Annotated in this window: 22 protein-coding genes; 8 read left to right on the forward strand and 14 right to left on the reverse strand. The window is 47.5% G+C overall.

Annotated elements, in window-relative coordinates:
- Positions 1-170 precede the first annotated feature (170 nt).
- Together LO777_RS17535 and LO777_RS17540 are read right to left on the reverse strand one after the other, a co-directional pair.
- Positions 171-554 carry a peroxiredoxin-like family protein gene (locus LO777_RS17535; RefSeq protein WP_268907585.1) on the reverse strand — a complete coding sequence of 128 codons (384 nt, stop codon included), beginning with the start codon at positions 552-554 and terminating at the stop codon, positions 171-173.
- 12 nt (positions 555-566) lie between these two features.
- On the reverse strand, positions 567-818 hold the full coding sequence (locus tag LO777_RS17540) for a thioredoxin domain-containing protein (protein WP_228855122.1): 252 nt from the start codon (positions 816-818) through the stop codon (positions 567-569).
- A gap of 112 nt (positions 819-930) precedes the next feature.
- On the opposite strand from LO777_RS17540, the gene LO777_RS17545 reads away from it, so the two are divergent.
- From LO777_RS17545 to LO777_RS17555, 3 genes are read left to right on the forward strand one after another with little or no spacing between them, the layout of a single operon-like run.
- Positions 931-1,521 carry a TetR/AcrR family transcriptional regulator gene (locus LO777_RS17545; RefSeq protein ID WP_228855123.1) on the forward strand — a complete coding sequence of 197 codons (591 nt, stop codon included), beginning with the start codon at positions 931-933 and terminating at the stop codon, positions 1,519-1,521.
- Positions 1,521-2,123, forward strand: coding sequence for a DNA-3-methyladenine glycosylase I (locus LO777_RS17550; protein ID WP_228855124.1), 603 nt, complete (start codon positions 1,521-1,523; stop codon positions 2,121-2,123). Before LO777_RS17545 ends, LO777_RS17550 begins: the two co-directional genes overlap by 1 nt.
- A 28-nt stretch (positions 2,124-2,151) precedes the next feature.
- Positions 2,152-2,709: a manganese efflux pump MntP gene (locus tag LO777_RS17555; protein WP_228855125.1), complete on the forward strand. Its 558-nt coding sequence runs from the start codon at positions 2,152-2,154 to the stop codon at positions 2,707-2,709.
- Positions 2,710-2,811: 102 nt separating this feature from the next.
- On the opposite strand, the gene LO777_RS17560 is transcribed toward LO777_RS17555, so the two are convergent.
- From LO777_RS17560 to LO777_RS17585, 6 genes are all read right to left on the reverse strand, one after another.
- Entirely contained in the window at positions 2,812-3,054 is a 243-nt protein-coding gene (locus LO777_RS17560) for a DF family (seleno)protein (protein WP_228855126.1), read from the reverse strand.
- Between the two features lie 63 nt (positions 3,055-3,117).
- The gene (locus LO777_RS17565; protein WP_228855127.1) at positions 3,118-3,384 is read right to left on the reverse strand and encodes a thioredoxin family protein; all 267 of its coding nucleotides are present in this window, start codon (positions 3,382-3,384) and stop codon (positions 3,118-3,120) included.
- Positions 3,381-3,674 carry a MerC domain-containing protein gene (locus tag LO777_RS21290; protein WP_407929084.1) on the reverse strand — a complete coding sequence of 98 codons (294 nt, stop codon included), beginning with the start codon at positions 3,672-3,674 and terminating at the stop codon, positions 3,381-3,383. Before LO777_RS21290 ends, LO777_RS17565 begins: the two co-directional genes overlap by 4 nt.
- A 113-nt stretch (positions 3,675-3,787) precedes the next feature.
- Positions 3,788-4,201 (reverse strand): MerR family transcriptional regulator, encoded by a 414-nt coding sequence (locus tag LO777_RS17575; RefSeq protein ID WP_228855129.1) that lies wholly within the window; start codon positions 4,199-4,201, stop codon positions 3,788-3,790.
- Between the two features lie 165 nt (positions 4,202-4,366).
- Positions 4,367-7,066: an MlaD family protein gene (locus LO777_RS17580; RefSeq protein WP_228855130.1), complete on the reverse strand. Its 2,700-nt coding sequence runs from the start codon at positions 7,064-7,066 to the stop codon at positions 4,367-4,369.
- A 49-nt stretch (positions 7,067-7,115) separates the two neighbouring features.
- Positions 7,116-8,414, reverse strand: coding sequence for a paraquat-inducible protein A (locus LO777_RS17585; RefSeq protein WP_228855131.1), 1,299 nt, complete (start codon positions 8,412-8,414; stop codon positions 7,116-7,118).
- A gap of 81 nt (positions 8,415-8,495) precedes the next feature.
- On the opposite strand from LO777_RS17585, the gene LO777_RS17590 reads away from it, so the two are divergent.
- Together LO777_RS17590 and LO777_RS17595 are read left to right on the forward strand one after the other, a co-directional pair.
- Positions 8,496-8,768 carry a hypothetical protein gene (locus tag LO777_RS17590; RefSeq protein WP_228855132.1) on the forward strand — a complete coding sequence of 91 codons (273 nt, stop codon included), beginning with the start codon at positions 8,496-8,498 and terminating at the stop codon, positions 8,766-8,768.
- On the forward strand, positions 8,765-9,406 hold the full coding sequence (locus tag LO777_RS17595; protein ID WP_228855133.1) for a 50S ribosomal protein L11 methyltransferase: 642 nt from the start codon (positions 8,765-8,767) through the stop codon (positions 9,404-9,406). Before LO777_RS17590 ends, LO777_RS17595 begins: the two co-directional genes overlap by 4 nt.
- A gap of 14 nt (positions 9,407-9,420) precedes the next feature.
- On the opposite strand, the gene LO777_RS17600 is transcribed toward LO777_RS17595, so the two are convergent.
- Positions 9,421-9,792, reverse strand: coding sequence for a PilZ domain-containing protein (locus tag LO777_RS17600; RefSeq protein ID WP_228855134.1), 372 nt, complete (start codon positions 9,790-9,792; stop codon positions 9,421-9,423).
- Positions 9,793-9,881: 89 nt separating this feature from the next.
- Here LO777_RS17600 and LO777_RS17605 point away from each other — a divergent pair, with 89 nt between their 5' ends.
- Together LO777_RS17605 and mnmH are read left to right on the forward strand one after the other, a co-directional pair.
- Positions 9,882-10,631, forward strand: coding sequence for a 16S rRNA (uracil(1498)-N(3))-methyltransferase (locus LO777_RS17605; protein ID WP_228855135.1), 750 nt, complete (start codon positions 9,882-9,884; stop codon positions 10,629-10,631).
- A 3-nt stretch (positions 10,632-10,634) separates the two neighbouring features.
- Complete coding sequence (gene mnmH, locus LO777_RS17610) at positions 10,635-11,678, forward strand: tRNA 2-selenouridine(34) synthase MnmH (protein WP_228855136.1); 1,044 nt, start codon at positions 10,635-10,637, stop codon at positions 11,676-11,678.
- A gap of 49 nt (positions 11,679-11,727) precedes the next feature.
- Here the strand turns inward: mnmH and LO777_RS17615 are convergent, their stop codons facing one another.
- Both LO777_RS17615 and LO777_RS17620 read right to left on the reverse strand, forming a co-directional pair.
- Positions 11,728-12,363 (reverse strand): GyrI-like domain-containing protein, encoded by a 636-nt coding sequence (locus LO777_RS17615; RefSeq protein WP_228855137.1) that lies wholly within the window; start codon positions 12,361-12,363, stop codon positions 11,728-11,730.
- A gap of 60 nt (positions 12,364-12,423) precedes the next feature.
- The gene (locus LO777_RS17620) at positions 12,424-13,353 is read right to left on the reverse strand and encodes a helix-turn-helix transcriptional regulator (RefSeq protein WP_228855138.1); all 930 of its coding nucleotides are present in this window, start codon (positions 13,351-13,353) and stop codon (positions 12,424-12,426) included.
- Positions 13,354-13,477: 124 nt separating this feature from the next.
- Here LO777_RS17620 and LO777_RS17625 point away from each other — a divergent pair, with 124 nt between their 5' ends.
- A complete protein-coding gene (locus LO777_RS17625; protein WP_228855139.1) occupies positions 13,478-14,821 on the forward strand; it encodes a hypothetical protein in 1,344 nt (447 codons plus the stop codon).
- 53 nt (positions 14,822-14,874) lie between these two features.
- On the opposite strand, the gene dsrP is transcribed toward LO777_RS17625, so the two are convergent.
- The 3 genes from dsrP to LO777_RS17640 form a co-directional block, all read right to left on the reverse strand.
- Positions 14,875-16,095 (reverse strand): sulfate reduction electron transfer complex DsrMKJOP subunit DsrP, encoded by a 1,221-nt coding sequence (dsrP, locus tag LO777_RS17630; protein ID WP_228855140.1) that lies wholly within the window; start codon positions 16,093-16,095, stop codon positions 14,875-14,877.
- A gap of 63 nt (positions 16,096-16,158) precedes the next feature.
- On the reverse strand, positions 16,159-17,127 hold the full coding sequence (locus LO777_RS17635) for a 4Fe-4S dicluster domain-containing protein (protein WP_228855141.1): 969 nt from the start codon (positions 17,125-17,127) through the stop codon (positions 16,159-16,161).
- A gap of 11 nt (positions 17,128-17,138) precedes the next feature.
- Positions 17,139-17,753 carry a hypothetical protein gene (locus tag LO777_RS17640; RefSeq protein WP_228855142.1) on the reverse strand — a complete coding sequence of 205 codons (615 nt, stop codon included), beginning with the start codon at positions 17,751-17,753 and terminating at the stop codon, positions 17,139-17,141.
- Positions 17,754-17,768: the final 15 nt, after the last annotated feature.

Genomic DNA, 17,768 nt, shown 5'->3' on the forward strand with positions numbered 1-17,768 from the left:
TTATTATACTTCAAGCCCTTGATAACGAAGCAGATTCGGTAAAATTTCCAATCCCGCAGGGCAAGGGAATAAAGAAAAGTGCAGGATTTAGGTTTGATTTCATCTGGTCTGTATTGGCCGGATCAATCCAGACAACCGCAAAATGTCTGGCTGAGTTTCATTTGCTGTACTCAAATAGTTTTTAAAACTTCCACTATATCAGCCGGCTCCAGTCTTTGTGTGTGATCAATATCGACAAAATGGTAGACTATTTTGCCTTCAGTATCGATGATGTAGGTCGCTGGTATGGGGATCCTGAACTGATCGTCACCATTGTGTTTTGGAATATCGATGCCCATTTTCATATAGATGGGGCGCAGTATTTCAGGGAGTTCCAGAACAAGACCGAACTGTTCGGCAACCTTGTTTCCCTGGTCGGAAAGAACATCAAAGGTCAGTTCGTTTTTTTTCCTCGTGGAAAGAGAAAAATCCGGCATTTCGGGAGAGATGGCCACAAGCTTTGCCCCTGCCTCGTATATTTCCGGAAGAGATTTTTGTAGAGCGTACAGCTCCAGGTTGCAGTATGGTCACCAGCCTCCACGGTAAAAACTGAGAACAATGGGGGAGTTGTCCGGATAATATGTAACGGTTCTTTCCATGCCATTATGGTCAGGTAATGTGAATTCAGGTGCCCTGTCCCCTTTTTTCAGGCTCTTCTTGCCAGCTCCACGTTCCTTCAGATCCCGTACAGAACGTTCCATTGTTTCCAGGATATCCTGTGGTATTGCTTTGGCTTTTTCCTCATTAAATTTTGCGATTTGTGCTTTTAATCCATCCATGCTACAATCCTCCTATACTTGAATGTTTGTTCAAGTATAGTCATTCTTGAATGTTTATTCAAATTAATTTTGAATAAACATTCAAGAAATCACAGTAAGCGCGGGTAATATTATGGCAAGAACAGCTGAATTTGACAGGGAAGAGGTACTGCAGAAGGCAATGGAGCTTTTCTGGCAGAAAGGCTACTGCAAATGCTCCATGACCTGTCTGGTGGAGGCCACCAGGCTCAAGCCGGGCAGCATTTATGCCGCATTTCGTTCCAAAGAGGGGCTTTTTCTCGAAGCATTGAAATATTACGGCAGTCAGAGTACCCAAAAACTGGACTCCTGTCTGGAAAAGGCCGGCACCCCACTGGAAGGTATTCGATTATTCTTAGAAATGATGGGCAATTCAATCGAAAAAGGTGAAAGACAGTATGGTTGTTTTCTGGTGAATACTATCCTTGAACATCCACCCGAAAATCATACAGTCACCAGGGAGGTGGCCCGGTATCTTGGCGCCATTGAATCCCGCATCCATGGTGCTCTTTCTTCAGCCCGGAAAAGGGGTGAACTTTCCCAGGATAAGAACCCGGAGACACTTGCCAAATTTATAATGGTAAATATCTGGGGTCTTCAGGTCCTCGCAAAAACAAACCCGGAAAGAAAAACTGTGCGGGCTGTACTTGATCAGATATTTGCACATCTTCACGAGGACATGTGATGAAGAAAAACAGATGCAGCTGGTGTGGAGATGATCCACTTTACCGGGAATATCACGACAGGGAATGGGGAGTCCCCCTGCATGATGAAAAGAAGCTGTTTGAGTTTCTCTGTCTTGAGGGTGCCCAGGCAGGTTTGAGTTGGCTGACAATATTGAGGAAAAGGGCTAATTACCTGGAGGCTTTTGATCATTTTGATGTGGAAAAAATGGCAGGATATGATGAAAATAAAATTAAAAGTCTGTTACAGAACAAGGGGATTGTGCGTAACAGATTAAAAATAAATGCGTTTATCAACAATGCCCGCTGCTATCTTGACATGGCGGATAAAGGAGAAACTCTCGATTCCTTTTTCTGGAAATTTGTTGATGGTAAACCGATTCAGAACAGTTGGAAGTCACAGAAGGATGTTCCTGCGACAACTCCTCTTGCCGGAACTATCTGCAGGGAGTTGAAACAACGCGGGTTTCAGTTCGTCGGTGCTACTATCTGTTACGCACATATGCAGGCAACGGGAATGGTTAATGACCATCAGACAGACTGTTTCAGATATCGGGAAATCGCTCAACTGGCCCGTCCTTCCCAGCAGTCCAGGTTCATATGAAAACAAACCATCATTACGTATAATTCCGATGGACATATTAACCCTTACCGGCATTGCCGCAGGCCTGGCCATGGATGCTTTTGCCGTGGCCCTGAGTGCCGGAGTAATGCTTAATCCTCTTACCTTCAGGCAGTTGTTTCGGCTTGGATTCCATTTTGGTCTTTTTCAGGGGCTGATGCCGATTATCGGCTGGCTGGCCGGTATCAGTCTCAGGAAGTTTGTAACCGTTTTTGCCCCATGGATTGCGTTTATCCTGCTCTGTTTTACAGGAGGAAAAATGATCCATGAGGCGTTAACAGGAAATGATAAGCCGGTAAAACGAACCGATCCCACGCGGGGCATGACCATGGTCATGCTGTCCGTGGCCACTTCAATTGATGCGCTGGCTGTGGGTTTTTCCCTGTCGCTCCTCGGGGTTTCTATCTGGACACCGGCCATAACCATAGGGATTATAACTGCAGCACTGACAGTGATCGGTATGCTTCTCGGCAGCAGAATTGGAACTCTGTGGGGAGATCGAATCGAGATCCTCGGTGGGTTTGTGCTGATTGCTATCGGTCTGAAAATATTACTCGGTAGTGTGTAACCTCAATTCTGCAGGCTTCAGGTGCAATCTTTTCAGTTCATTGATAATGAATTCTGCCGGTACTTTTTTTGTGAAGCCACCTGCTTCTTGACTATAGACCCGTCAGCCCAGGCCGAATTCCCTGCGGTCCCTGGCGGCTACTTCCACATCAATACCGTTTATCCGAACAGATGGAGAACCGAGAAATCCGGCCTCTTCAGCCTGGTCGGCATTTTCAATGACCATGGTTTCAACCCCAGCTTCAATCTTTGCCCCGGTCAGGAGATCAGCTACCAGTGTTTCTGTCTGCTGTCTTGATGAACAACCGGGGGCAACGAGGATCTCAATTTTTATTCTGATTGACATGTAACTGGTCACATGATTTGTAACTATGTGTTTTCATTTACCTTGCAGTACTCTTTTTTCAGTTTAACTGAGAGGTTGGCCTATTCCTGCGGCCATCAACCTGGTCTTTTCGGGTCCACGACCGGTGCAGCAGTCAGCAAGTTTTCCGTCTACGGCGACAGCGGGAACAGAATGAACACCCAGTTCTTTTGCACGGCTGATTCCTGGTGCACCATGCATGTCAACCACATTGATATTGCAGGAGGAACAGGCAAGTGCGTTTACCAGTTCTTCTGTTTCTTTGCACAGGGGACATCCCGCACTGAATATTTCGATTTTTCGAGTTGTCATTTTTCTTCCTCCATCTTTGAGTATGGGGTTGAAACAGTTGTCTTGGAATTCTTCCGCGGCCAACTGTTCCACAATGAGGCTGCTATGAGCAAAGCCAGCCCGCTGTAAAAAAGGAATGGTATATCGATAATAAATTTTCCTGTTATAATGAGCAGTGATCCTGTAAGTCCTGTCCAGAAAGGTTTATATCCTCTTCGTCGTTTTGCTCTGAATGCCAGAAATCCGACAGACACAATCAATGCAGCAATGGTTATCCACAGCATGACAGTATCATTAATTAAAAATCCCAATCCGACCGAACTGGCAAGGCCGGCATATGCCGGCCAGCAGGATGGTCAGAGCAGCCTTGGTAAAAGCGCTACACCGATTCCGGGAAGCGTCTTGGAAAACTGAATAATTGTATTCATGGATCTTCTCCTTCCGGTTCAAGGGCAGCAAGAATAGGGCATTGGTGAATGGGGCCACTGCCGCTGCACTGAAGAGTCAGTTGAGCCAGTGCTTCTTTCATTCTGTTCAGGTCGTATATTTTTTTTTCAATGTCCCGGATTTTTACCTCTGCTTTTATCTTCACATCGCTGCATGTTGCATCCTGATTCAAACGCAGGGAAAAAAGCTCACCCACTTCCTGCAGAGAAAATCCCAGCTGTTTGGCTCTTTTAATAAACCGTAATTTATCTATTGCCTCAGGCGGGTATTGCCTGTAACCGGAATCAGTGCGTGGCGGTTCTTCCAGCAATCCCACCCGTTCATAGAAACGAATGGTCTCGACCCCAAGTCCAGCCTGTTTAGCAACCTTGCCAATGGTAAGTGCTTTCATTTATGACCTCACGTTGTTGTTTTCCTCATCTTTACTATAATCTCTGTAGTATACTACGGAGTCAAGGTATAAGAGCAAAAATATACAGCGAAACCTGTTTCTTTTTCTCAATGACATACAAAATTCAGCCCGGGAAACATACCACATCTCAAGCTGGACAGGGTTTCATGGGGAATCAGATTTCTTTTTTTCTGTCATGAGGACAAGATCAGGATTCCAGTCAAGCCATTTTTTTTCGGCTTTATCATGGAGAGTGAAGCGTTCTCCGGGTTCAACAGGGCCTCCGTTTTCTTCATTTTCCGGTGTAGCCAGAGCGATTCCCCCTTTCAGGATCGACTGCAGGGATTCTGTGGCAACAGTGAGTCCGGAAAACAGTCCACCTTCAACTTTTATTCCACTGACGTTCCAGAATTTGGTGTTTTTCCGAACTATGGCCATATAGCGTGAGTCGATGGTTATAAATACCAGGACCTTTCGAAAAGACGGGTCCAGCTCCGCACCGGTGACGTGGCCAACCTGCACCTGCCTGTAATACACCGGAGAACCAGTGTCCAGTGATCCCAGGTGGCGTGTTTCCAGGACAAGACCAAGGCCGGTGCTGTTGGCAATTTCTGTGTAAGGAGGGGAGTTCAGGGCCATAAAGGTTCGCTTGGGCGAGCCTGCTCCCGGCAGAAACGTAAGAAAAGGACCAAAGACCAGGCTCTTGACATTGCTGACTCCGGAAAAATCAATCTTCATCTGTTCCACCCAGAACCGGGTTTCACTGCGAAACAGTGGAGTATACTTTTTATCCACCCTGATCCGGGCAATAATTGTTTTAAGATTGGCCGCCATTGACAATTTTGACACCTTGCCGATTGTCATATTTTTGTATTTAACCGGGGAGCCTTCGTCCAGGTCAAGGCTGTTTTCAAGGTGAACTGATAGTTCCAGATAGTCACTTTTCCGGGCTTCTTCAAGGTTTTTGTAGAGAACAAAGGGCTGCCTGGGCGCAGTTGTTCCCGGTTTGGAGATGCACCCCAGGCCACCGGAGAAAACCGACTGGAGTGAACCGGTTTGAACCGTGATACCTTCCAGGTCACCTGTGACCTCGATACCGCTTATATTGTAGAAGCGGGTCGATCCATTCACCAGGTTTCTGTATTGGTCTGCGACAATGCAGTCAATAAGAACCTTTTGTCGATCTTTCGTCAGGTTGAATTGTTCTATCTGTCCAATTTTTACATTTTTATGAAGAATAGGAGCGCCCACTGAAAGGGAGCTGGCATTGTCCGCCATAATCTGGAAACGTCTGCCTTTTGGCTGTAGTTCAGGGACAAGTTTTCTGGCCTCTTCGAGGCTTGAGTAGAGAATAAATTTTTCACCTTCAGCTGGAGCAAAGTTCTTTTTCTTTTTCAGCTTGTCCGGGGTTGTAAAGCTTATTCCTCCATAGAGCAATCGGGTAAGAGGGCCTGTTTTCAATTTGATTCCGGAAACATCAGCTGCGAGCTCAATGCCCTCCTGCTTCCAGAAGATACTCTGTCGGCTGAGGAAATGAAGGTAGCGATCGTAGATGAAAATAGTTGTTTTTGCAGTTGTTCCCGATCGGTCGAGGTCCACATCAATGATTTCTCCAACCACAATGTTGCGGAAATAAACTGGAGAATTCACGGACAGGGTTACCGGGTCCTTCGAGGTGAGAAGAAAGCTTTTACCTGGTCGAAGTGGTTTCTGTGGAGGTGGTTCCGGTAGAATTTCAAAGTCATTTTTAAAGGCACCTCCCCCGGGCTGAAAGGTGATGTGAGGGCCGGAAATAAGCAGGCGCAGGTTTTCAATACCTCCGGGACTGATTTTTGGTTTCACCAGCCAGAAAACGGTGTTTTCCCGTAGAATCAGTTCTGCTCTCGGGTCAAGGAGGATATGAGCGGTCACGCTCCGTTGTTCATCGTCATTGAACTGGATTTCCTTGACGAACCCTGCTTCCAGCCCCCGGTACATAATTTTGGTTGCCCCTTCAACTATATTTTCACCGGAGGCAAGTTTCAGGGTCATGGGCAGCCCATAATTAGCCGATTCATAGTCGGGATAAAGCGGGAAAATGTGGCCATTTCGGGCAGCAGGACTTTTCTTGAGCTGATCGGGGGTGTGGAGAAGAATACCTCCACGCAGGAGTGAGGCCAGGGATTCCACCTGAATTTTCAGACTGGGCAGTTTACCGCTGATCTGGACACCACTGACATTGCAGAAACGGCTTTTTGTCCGGACAAGATGACTGTATTCAGGCTTGATGAAAAGATCAATGAGGATATTTTTGTCGCCTTCCAGTTCATATTTTTCCACATCACCAATTTCAATATTTCTGTAGTACACACCGGTTCCTGTCTGGATTGAACCGAGTTTCTCAGCACGGAGCCGGATATGCAGGCCGGGAGTATCACGGGAGACGGGGGGGCTGGATGAAAGGCCTTTGAATTCGCGCCTGGGATTTTTTGAGGAACCGACCTGGATTCCTATGTAACTGCCTGAAAGAATGGTATCCAGTCCCTGGATGGAGGAGGCGGACAGTTCCGGACGAACTACCCAGAAGAGGGTATCTTCTACCAGGTAGTCGATGGCCGGTTTTTCCATTTTGACAATGGCTTTGACCTGCTGGTTCCCAAGATCAGGCACTAGTTTTTTGACCATGCCGATTGGGATACCCTTGGCCATTACCCTTGTTTTACCGGGAGTGATACCCGTGGCATCATTGAAAGAGATAACAATTTCTATACCACGGTTCTGGTAGCTGGTATACAGCAGCCATCCGCAGAGGCAGAGTGCGAGAATGGGCAGGATCCAGACGGCTGAAATACCACGTTGCTTTTGAATAACAGGTTGTTCCGACATTGATTTTCCTGACTTGTTGATTTTTAATTACCTGCAATATTAGGCAGGATCAGTCCTCTTTTTTCTTCGTGCACGAAAAACAGCGATCCCACATTATGCGAGGGTCAAAGGTAATCGCAGCCCCCATGGTTGCGGCGACGACAAGACAGAAATAAGTTGCGGCAGGAGCGGCCTGAACGGAGCTGAAAAATCCGAAATCAACCAGGGCTGATAACAGGGCGATTACAAAAATATCGAGCATGGACCAGCGGCCTATAAAAGCTATAAAATGAAACATTTTCGTTTTTTTTCTCAGGAATCTTCGGGAGCATGGACGTGTTGAAAGCAGGAGGATCAGGAGTCCCACGATTTTAAAAACGGGTACCAGGATACTGGCAGTGAAAATGATCATTCCAATAAACCATGAACCATTGTGAAAAAAATAAATGATTCCATCAAGGATGGTGGAACGGTCAGGGATACCGAAGAGGTCAACCCGCATGATCGGGAGAAGATTTGCCGGAACAAGGAAGAGGGCTGAAGTCAGCACCAGCGCCCAGGTCCGGGGGATGGACTGATTTTTGCGGCTGTGCAGCCTGTCTCCACATCGAGGACAGGTAACCAAGTGTGAGGGTGACAGCTTATGGCAGGTATGACAGAGTGCCAGACCGTTGCGGTTGGCGGATACCTGGGGTTCTTTGCAGAGAGTCAGGGGGGTTTCTCTGGTTCTGGAATAAAACTGTTTTTTCTCTCCCCGCTCAATGGTCTGCCAGAATATTTCCCGGTCGATCATGGTCGTGATTGCCATACTGATAAGGACAAGGGCGGAGAAGCAGAACAGACCGATATGGTACTGGATATCTGCGCTGTCTTTCATTTTGATCACGGTTATCATGACACCGAGTAGATAGACTTCAACCATTGCCCATTCTTCCAGTTTGATATAGGCTTTGAACGCCAGAGGGAGAAAAGAAGGGTAATTTTCGCGATACAGGTTAAAACTGACAGTAAAAATAAGAATGAGAAGAAGAGCAGGGAGAACAAGAGCGGAAAGGAGCACCATGGATGAGACGATGAAATAGTCGTTCTGGAAAAAAATAATAATGGAGTCCACTATACTTGCACTGTCATGGAATCCGAAACTTTCAAAGGTCATGAGTGGTAGAAAAATCGACGGAAAATAGAGGAGCAGCCCGGTGATGCTGAGGGCCAGCACCTTGAGGATGGAATGTGAGGATCGTTTTTTTATGGTTGTGCCACAACGTGGGCACAGGACAGTATGGCCGGGGGCCGGATCGATGGCAGGCAACAGCATGTCACAGCCGCTGCAGGCTGTTATCTTCTCCAGTATGTCCGCATCAGGTTTCAAAAAACGCTCCTTTCTGCTGATATGCTTCATAACATAACCTTGATTTTCAGTGAACCTGTAAATGATACCATTGGAAAAACAATGATAAAAGTAAAAAAAAGATGGTTGAAACTTACCATTAAAACCAATCCGGTGCTTGTGGAATCCGTTGAGGATTTTCTTCTTGGTTTTCCCGGCATGGGTGTGGAAAGTGGTGCTGAAGGCGAAAAGGGGTTCGGCACTGTTATTGCCTACCTGGAGACCCCCGACCCCAATGTTGATGAAGTGAGGATTCTCCTTGAGCGTGTTTCCCGCTATCTTCCAGAGCTTGCCAATGTGTTTGATGTCCCTGCCCCCGTATCAGCTGGACCATGATTGAGGAGGAAGACTGGGGCAGGAACTGGAAGGAACATTTTAAACCCTTTGCCATTCTTCCGGGGCTTGTGATTGCGCCGAGCTGGGAAAAATACAGGCCTGCGGCCGGAGAACAGGTGATTGAGATAGATCCAGGCATGGCTTTTGGGACCGGTCATCATGAAACTACGGCGATAGCCCTGGAGCTGGTGCGGGAGGGTCTCAAAAACAAGGAGAAAGACCTTACTCTGCTGGATGTGGGAACCGGCACGGGAATTCTCAGTATGGCTGCCGTGTTGTTTGGCTGTGAAAGGGTTCTGGGTATCGATAATGACCCTGACGCGGTGTCAGTGGCCCGGGAAAATGTTTTTGCTAACAGGATGATGGGGAAAATTGAAATTTCGGACCTTCCGCCCGCCGGATTGACTGATACATATTATCTGGTTGTTGCCAATATCGTGCATGATGTTCTTGTGGACCTGGCGGATGATCTGGTACGGTTGACTTCAGCGGACGGACGCCTTGTACTTTCAGGTCTTCAGGTGGGCAGGCAACTTAATAATATTCGTATGATCCTGGAGAATAAGGGGATGTACTGTGAGCAGGAAGTGGTGAAGGGGGAATGGGGTGGACTGATGCTGAAGAACGGTACGGGATAACCCGTATTTTTCGATTACTGTCCGGTTCGCAGGGGAGTGATCTGGTAATCGGTGTCAAATATAATGGCGATACCATCATCCTCCTTGCGGATGACAACACCGGTGGCGGTGACCCATATATATTTTTTCTTATTTTTGTTAAGTTGTTTTAATGTTTCCATGGAGAGGATGAATTTCAACTTTTTCAGGTCGTCGTACTGCAGTTGAAATTCAATCTGTACTTTGGCAGCCATGTCAAAGGGATGGGCGGTTTTCAGAAAGGCACCCCCGGGACTGATATTTGCCGCAACAGTTTCAACGACGGTTGACTCTTCAGTATGTCGGCAAGACATTCTGGCCTTGAGGTTCAGGGAAAAACGTTCCTGCTCGCGTTTGTCGGTAACCATAGATTTTTCTGTGTTTAGGCTGTAAAAAAAGGAGTTTTATCCATTTGTACGGTAACATGGAAACGTTGTCAATTTGAATTTGGGGTACGATGCATCGATTTTTATTTGATCCTGCCGATGAAAGCGGGAAAGAGTTTTTTCTTTCTGAAGAAGAATCCCGCCATATTGTCAAGGTGTTGCGGTTGAAACCTTCAACAATGGTGGAGTTGTTTGATGGTCGAGGTTCGGTGTACAGGGGCGAGATTCTGGAACTGGGGAGGCGGGTCAGGGTTCGATGCGGCCCCATACTGCCGCCGCTCGACAGTCAGCGGGTGGAAAAACCTGTGTGGGTAGCCCAGGGAGTGTTGAAGGGCAGGAAAATGGATACCCTGGTGCAGAAGTGTACTGAGCTTGGTGCCGGTCATATTATTCCCGTGGCAAGTGCACGCAGCCAGGGCAGAGCCGATACAAAACAGGATAACAAGCGGAGGCAGAGGTGGCAGCGAATTTCTCTTGCCGCCTGTAAACAATGTAAACGCGCTGCAGTTCCGCTCGTGGAGAAAACGCTCTCTTTTTCCGAAATGGTGCGGCTGGTTGAAACTGAAGGGAATCGAGATCAGTTGAAACTCCTCTTCTGGGAGGAGGAAAAGGAGAGGGGCCTGAAAGATCTGCAAAACCTGGAGCAGGCGGGATCTGTTGTTATTTTTCTCGGACCTGAAGGTGGAATCAGCGAGGAGGAGGTAGCTCTGGCACGGGAACGGGGCTGGCTGACCGTTGGGCTTGGCTGCCGGATTCTGAGAGCGGAAACGGCCACCCTGGCAGCACTCTCCATTATTCAGCATTATCTTGGAAATATGTAACAGATGGCAGATTTAAAGAAAAATTTTCAGGAGGCAATTCTTGCTCCTTCCAGGCCGGTTTCACTGGACTTTGCCAGAAACAAAGGGTTTCGGATTATTGACGTTCGTTCTCCGGGAGAGTTTCAACAGGGAACGATTCCGGGAGCGGTGAATATTCCGCTTTTTGATGATGATGAGCGGGGTGTTATCGGTACCCTGTATCGTCATGCCGGCCATGGTGAGGCTGTTTCAAAGGGATTTGAGCTGGTGGAGAGTAATCTTGCCACCCTGGTTGAGTCCTTTCAGCCCTACAGGGGAGAGACAATTGTCATTTTCTGTGCACGGGGCGGTATGCGCTCACGATCAGTGGTCAATCTTCTGGAACGGTATGGGTATTCGGTGTTTCAACTGGAAGGGGGGTATAAAAAATATCGTCATGAAATACTGGCACGCCTGGAGAGCTTTGCGCCAAAGCTGATCGTTCTCCATGGCCTGACCGGTTGTGGCAAGACCAGAATCCTCCAGGAGCTGGACAACAGTATCGACCTGGAAGATCTTGCCCGTCACCGTTCTTCACTTTTCGGAGCGATTGACCGGGAACCACGGAACCAGCGGGCGTTTGAAAGCCACCTGGTGCAGGCCCTTGAATCCCTTGGTCCCGAACCGTATTTTATTGAAGGAGAGAGTCGGAAAATAGGGCGGGTTTTTATCCCGGGCCCCCTTGCCATGGCCATGAAGCACGGAGTATTAGTCCTGGTAAAATGCTCACTTGAAACCCGGGTCAAAAGAATTATTGCAGATTATCCGGTTGAAGACGAAAAAACACTGGAGCAGATAGAAACAATTCTCAACTCCCTGCGACAGAAGATGGGGAACCAGGCTGTTAATACGATGTGTTCAAACCTCAGGCAGGGGCGCCTTGAAGAGCTGGTTCGGCAATTGCTGGTTGATTATTATGACAGACGGTACGGAAACTGCATGAGTGACTACAGCTATTCACTTGAAATTTCATCAGAAAATATTTCACAGGCGGCCCGCCGCCTGCAGGAATTTCGCATTTTCAGGTGATCCGATTGCGGCATAAAAACCCTTCACTATGGAATTTTCAGATAAATGATCAGGTTTTGCGAACCGGGTAGCGGATCAGAGTGACATAACGTTCCGGTTTACAGAAAGGGGTTCCCGGACTCCGCAGGTAGACCTCTTCATGGGGGCCGGAGATTTCGTAACCCTTCTCCGTGATATATTTTTTCAGCCTGTTCACTGTTGGTGCTTCATTTTCATAAGGGCCAAGATGGAGGATTTCCGCCATTTTTCCATAGTGCCGGTGATCAATTACGGCACTCAGTGTATCATGTTTGAGTTTTGGCAGCTCAGTAACGGCAGATGGCAGGGGAATTGCCGCTTCTCCCCGCCAGATCATGTTGGCAAAGACATGCTGACGTTTTTCGGCAGGCATATCAAAGTCCAGAGCATTTTCATAGCGCGCTGAAGTGGGTGGAATTTTCCAGGGGATTTTAACTACTCCCTTCAATTTAAAATAATTTTTCATCAGAAAGCCGAAAACACCTTTTAACTCATCAGTGGTTGCCGTAAAGGGGACGACCAGGACCGTGGTGTCGCCAGGAGTCGTTACCCGTGGATTGCGCAGATGCTGATAACCGGAGAGGTCGGGTCCCTTGATCAGCAGAAAGAGAAAGATTCCACCACAGGCCAAAAGTGCTGCAAGTACGATCAGGACAAATTGTATCATTGCTGTTCTCCTTTGATTGAATTTGACCTTATCTTACCCGGTTGGTATGACACCCGTATGTCATGTTTGATAAAGTTTTTCTATTTTTCTGGCTTTTTCCTGTAACTGGACCCGCATTTCTGCCGGTTCAATGAGTTCTGCCTTATTCCCCAGGCTCAATAACCAGGAGAGAACCCAGTCATTGTCCGGTACCTCGAAGTGGGCGAGTATATCGCCGTTTTCCTGGTATTTGAGAAAAGATTCCTCAAAATAATCCTCGATAGTATGCCGTATCTCCGCCGAAAATTTGACCTTCAGTTTGATCATCCGCGTATTGCCGGTACACTGGTGGTCATAATGTTGGTATTGGCCGGGTCTGCGGTTGAATTTTATTCCAGTCAGGGTCAGTTCCGTCATTCTTGTCAGGCGAAACAGTCTGAAATCATTTCGGAGCCTGCAATAAGCAAAAAGATACCAGGCTGTACTTTTAAAAATCAAGGTCATCGGTTCAACGGTTCTTCGGGACCTGGCGCCGTTTCCATCACGATAGGAGAATTCAATGAGAAAACGGTCACCTATGGCACCTTGAAGAAGTTCTATTTTCTCTTCCTGGTGACGAATCCCCCATGGCATGATATCTATGACGAGGCTACTGATCTGTTTTTGGACTTCACCCTGCCTGTCTGCAGGGATAAGGGCGTGCAGTTTTTCAATGGAACGGTCTACCTGACGGTTCTGGAAGGTGGCGTTGACCCCTTTCAGTATTGAAAGCATGGAAACCATATCATCAAGGGTCAAAACCTGGCGGTCCAGTCTGTAGCCTTCGACTATACCAACACCACCTTTATTTCCCTGGTGGGTGACCACCGGAATACCTGCCCTGTTAATGGCATCGATATCACGGTAGATTGTCCGGGTGGAAACTTCGAAGTAATCGGCAAGTTCTCTGGCTTGGACTCTGTCCCTGTTCAGCAGCATGATAACAATGGATAGCAGGCGGTCTATTTTCACTGTAGATCAATTCTCCCGGGGATAGTCCGGTTTCTCATCGGTCCAGATTGTGTCATGAGAAATGCGGGTGAGGGTTATGAGCATATTTTATCATTTTGAAACTTAATAGTACTCAGATAACACCATGAAAACAGCATGTTTTTTCAGTGTCCTTATTTTAGCTGTCAACCTGTTGATGATTAACCTGTACGGGACTGATGTCCCATTCTGGGACCAGTGGGATTCCGAGGCGGAGCTCTATATTAAATGGGAGGAACATTCTCTCACCCCGCAGGATCTGATCAAACCCCATGTCCAGCACCGTTTTGCCGTTTCCCGACTCCTGAGAATAGCCCTGTATGAATTGCTTGGGGGCTGGTCACCCAGGGGCAATATGATTTTCCAGAGTTTCCTGGTGCCTTTGATTTTCCTGGTATTTTTCATTTTTGTCCGGGATAAACTGAGGGAAAAATGGAAACGCTTTGTTTTTTATTCTATTTCCGTGGCGGTATTTTTAGCCCCCCTCTACTGGGAGGTGATCCTCCTTGGCTTTCAAAGTCATTTTTACCTGTCTGTCATTTGGGGACTGCTGCTCATCCTGCTCGCATCCCGTCCTCCGGAAATGAAAATACTCTTCTGGTTTTTCCTGATCGGTATGGTGAACAGCTTTACTTCAGCGTCCAGCCTGGTACCTCTGCTGGTGTGTCTGGTGATTCAGCTGGTTTCCCTGATCGGTTTTGAACAGAAGCGGCAGGTTTCTTACCTGATGTTGGGAATAACGGTGTTTCTTCTTGTTTTCAATATGAAATTACTGGTGTTTCCCGCAAATCAGCAACAGTTGGGAGCCCACGGTTTTCTGGACCTGGTCTGGTTATCCCTTCAGGCTTTCAGCTGGCCGGTTGAATACCTTGGTATCCTCTGTCTCTGGCTTATTCCTGTAGCCGTTATTGTCTTTCGGTACAGGGTATGGAGTCCGGAAGGGATGAAGAGGCTGGTATCCTGTATTATTCGGGATAGGGCAAATCTTGCACTTTTCGGTTTTCTGCTCTGGCTTGTTCTTTCGATCGGTTCAATAGCTTTTGCAAGGGGAAATTACGCTCTCTTTGTCTCCAGATATATGAATATATATGGTTTTATGCTTTATACACCGTTTCTGCTGTATCTGTTGTTTTTTGACAGCGCACAGCTCAAATTTAAAAAACGGCAGTCCGGGATTCTGCTGATACTCTATATCCTGCTTGTTGCAGGTTGGGCCAGGGAGGGATTACAGGAATTTCAGAGATGTGTTCAATATAAAACAGATATGGATCGTATTAAAATGAATCTGGTGATGGCTCTGCAACTCAATGATCCCGGTTATCTCTACAGGCAGCAGCAGATCAAATATATATATGGTGCGCATCCTGATCCTGGAAAGGTCTTTACTCTGATGAAGAATCCTGCCCTGCGCGGAAAACTTTTATGGCTGCCGGAGAAAATCAGGAAATAAAAATGCCCTGAATCCATGACAGATTCAGGGCGTAACGGAAGCTGGATTGCTTGTCAGTCGGCACCTTCATATCGCTGTTCAATAATCAGCGCGGTTCGGATCAACCAGGTCACTACCGTAATTCCCAGGCAGAGAATACCAAGGGTTACTCCCAGTTCAACCCAGGTGGGCAGGTAATCGACAACTTCTCCAAGGGGGGAGGGAATAAGTCCGGGGACAATTAAACCGATGCCCTTTTCCATCCACACCGCTATAAAAAGAAAGCCACAGGCGGGCAGGAGCACCTTCGGGTTGTCTTTGCCGGGGTTGAAGGCAATCACCAGAGTAGCCAGGAGATTAATAATGACCGAGGTCCATATCCATGGAACAAGAGAATTATGACCGTCCATGCCGAAGAAGAGGTAGACGGCGGAGCTTGAATGGTGAGTTGGAAAGTAAAATTCCTTGAATATCTCGGAAAAGAGCATGATCAGGTTAACGATTGCTGAAATGGTGATGATCAGGCGCAGTTTACGGAAAACCTTTCGGTCTATTTTGTAGTCAGTGGTGCTGTGAATGATGGCAAGTATCAGGGCTATCAGGGCAGGACCGGCCGCAAAGGCGGAGGCGAGAAAGCGTGGTCCCATAAGGGGATTATTCCAGAATGGTCGTGCAGGAAGACCCTGGTAGAGAAAGGCTGTGACCATATGAATGGAAAAGGCCCAGAAGATTGAGAGAAAAACAAAGGGGCGGTATTTTCGTTCATCTGCCTTGCGTCCCATGTAATGGCTGTAAAGAATATAGGCGGGTACAAGACCGTTTAAAAGAAGATAGCCGTTGAGCACCAGGACATCCCAGGCCAGAATCGACGAAGGGAAATTAAAGAGGCCTATTCCCGGAATAAGATGCCATGCCTGAAGAGGTCCACCCAAATCCACTGCAATAAAGGACAGGCACATAACCAGTGCTCCCACGGCAACACCTTCACCGATGATGACCACCCTGTGAAAACCGGGATCATGAAACATGTAAGCGGGCAGGATCAGCATAACGGCTGCTGCCGCAACTCCCACCAGAAAGGTAAAATTGGAAATGTAGAGTCCCCAGCTGACAATGTCGTTCATTCCCGTTACCGAAAGACCAAATCTTGCCTGAAACGAGTAGGCATAGATACCGAATCCCATGCCGAAGAGCAGGAAAATTCTGAAAATCTGGAAGGCAATTCCACCCCTGAGATTCCAGCGAACGGCATCGGTTAAAAAGGATTTAAGATTTTTATGGGGGACTGCATTCATATCGTTCCTCTTGTGAGATAACTCGGCGATTGTTATTTAATAAAAACTAAATAGTTATGGCTGTTAATCAATGAAATACCAGAATTTCGGTTCAGTTCCGATGTTCTCTTTCATCCTGAAAACCTTTTTGTGTTCAAGGACGAAACGGATCTCGCTCTCCGGGTCAAGCAGGTTGCCGAACACCCGTGATCCGGTGGGGCAGGCTTCCACGCAGGCCGGAAGGCGGCCTTTGCGGGTTCGCTGGATGCAGAAGGTACATTTTTCCATCTTTCCCTTTGGTCTTCTGCGGTTGCCGAGGTAGTGCTGTTTCGTGGTGAGTTCTTCTTTCGGTACTTCTCCCTGGCTCCAGTTGAAACGTCGTCCGAAGTAAGGGCAGGCGGCCTGGCAGTAACGGCAGCCTATACACCAGTTATAATCCACCACAACAATACCGTCAGGTTCCCTCCAGGTTGCCTTGGTGGGGCAGGCCTTGATACATGGCGCATTTTCACAATGGAAACACTGAACTCCCATGTAGAATTTGTTTTCCACCGGTACCTTATGGTAGAACTGCCCATCTCCGGTACTGGGGTCTAGCTTGCCCGGTTCCATTTCAAAGATCCGGATATACTGGGTATTGGTCTTTCGATCCAGGTTGTTTTCTTTTACACAGGCGGCGACACATTCCATAAATCCTTCACAGCGGGAGATATTGAAAGCGTAACCGTAGAGAACGTTTTCTATCGGTGGGTCAGTGCCGATCTGGACATCCAGATCGTTCTGGATTTTTGCCAACCTCTCCAGTCGTTTTACCGTCTCCTTTTTCTCCTCTGCGGTCATCAGCCGGTAATGTTTTTTAAAATACTCCTGCCAGCGCAGTTTCATTTCTTCCGAGGTGGTGGTGTCTCCGGTAGCCATGCAGCCGGTAGCCAGAGCAGCGCTGCCCGCAGCCATGGCGATGGAAGCACCTTTCAGAAAAGATCGCCTGCTGCTCGGTTTTTCCAGAACATCTTGAATTACTGTCTGTTTTTCATTTTTTTTGGGTGAACTCATGGTTAGTCCTGTCAGTTCAGCGGTACCGAATAGGTGGCCGGAAATCGTTTTGAGAATCGTGGGGAATGCGGATTATGGCAACTGGCACAATTATAGATTACCCGTTCTCCTGCCCAGTTTGAGACCCGTTTGCCATGGGCCCCGCCGAGCCAGTCACGTTTCTGGCGGAAATGGCACTGACCACAGAGTTTATAGCTGTGGTCAAAATCAATTTTTCTGCCTTTTTTATCTTCTAGAAAATCCCGGTCATCCTCACTGTGGCAGTCGATACAGCTCAGTTCATTACCTGCACGGCCATGGTTAATGATTACATTGCCATGGGTCAGTTCAAAGCCCTGTTTGACGAGAACCGGTTTTTCTCCATGGCAGTTGCTGCATTTATACCTTTTGATCTCCTGTTTGCGAGCGAGAACCCTGAATGATCCACCCCTGTATTCTTCCAGGGCAAGGACCGTTTTTCGGGTGACAGGTCGAACCTTTTTTACCGACCTGGCGTCAAACGGTTTGACCGTTTTTTTAATAGTGTCCAGAAACGATTTTTCGTTTGCCAGGGCAAAAGAGGTTAAAAGCAGCATGAGCAGGAGAGAGAGACCCGGTATGGCGAATGGAATAATTTGTTTCTTCATAAAGACCTGTCTCCC

Source organism: Desulfomarina profundi (genome assembly GCF_019703855.1).
Classification (GTDB): Bacteria; Desulfobacterota; Desulfobulbia; order Desulfobulbales; family Desulfocapsaceae; genus Desulfomarina; species Desulfomarina profundi.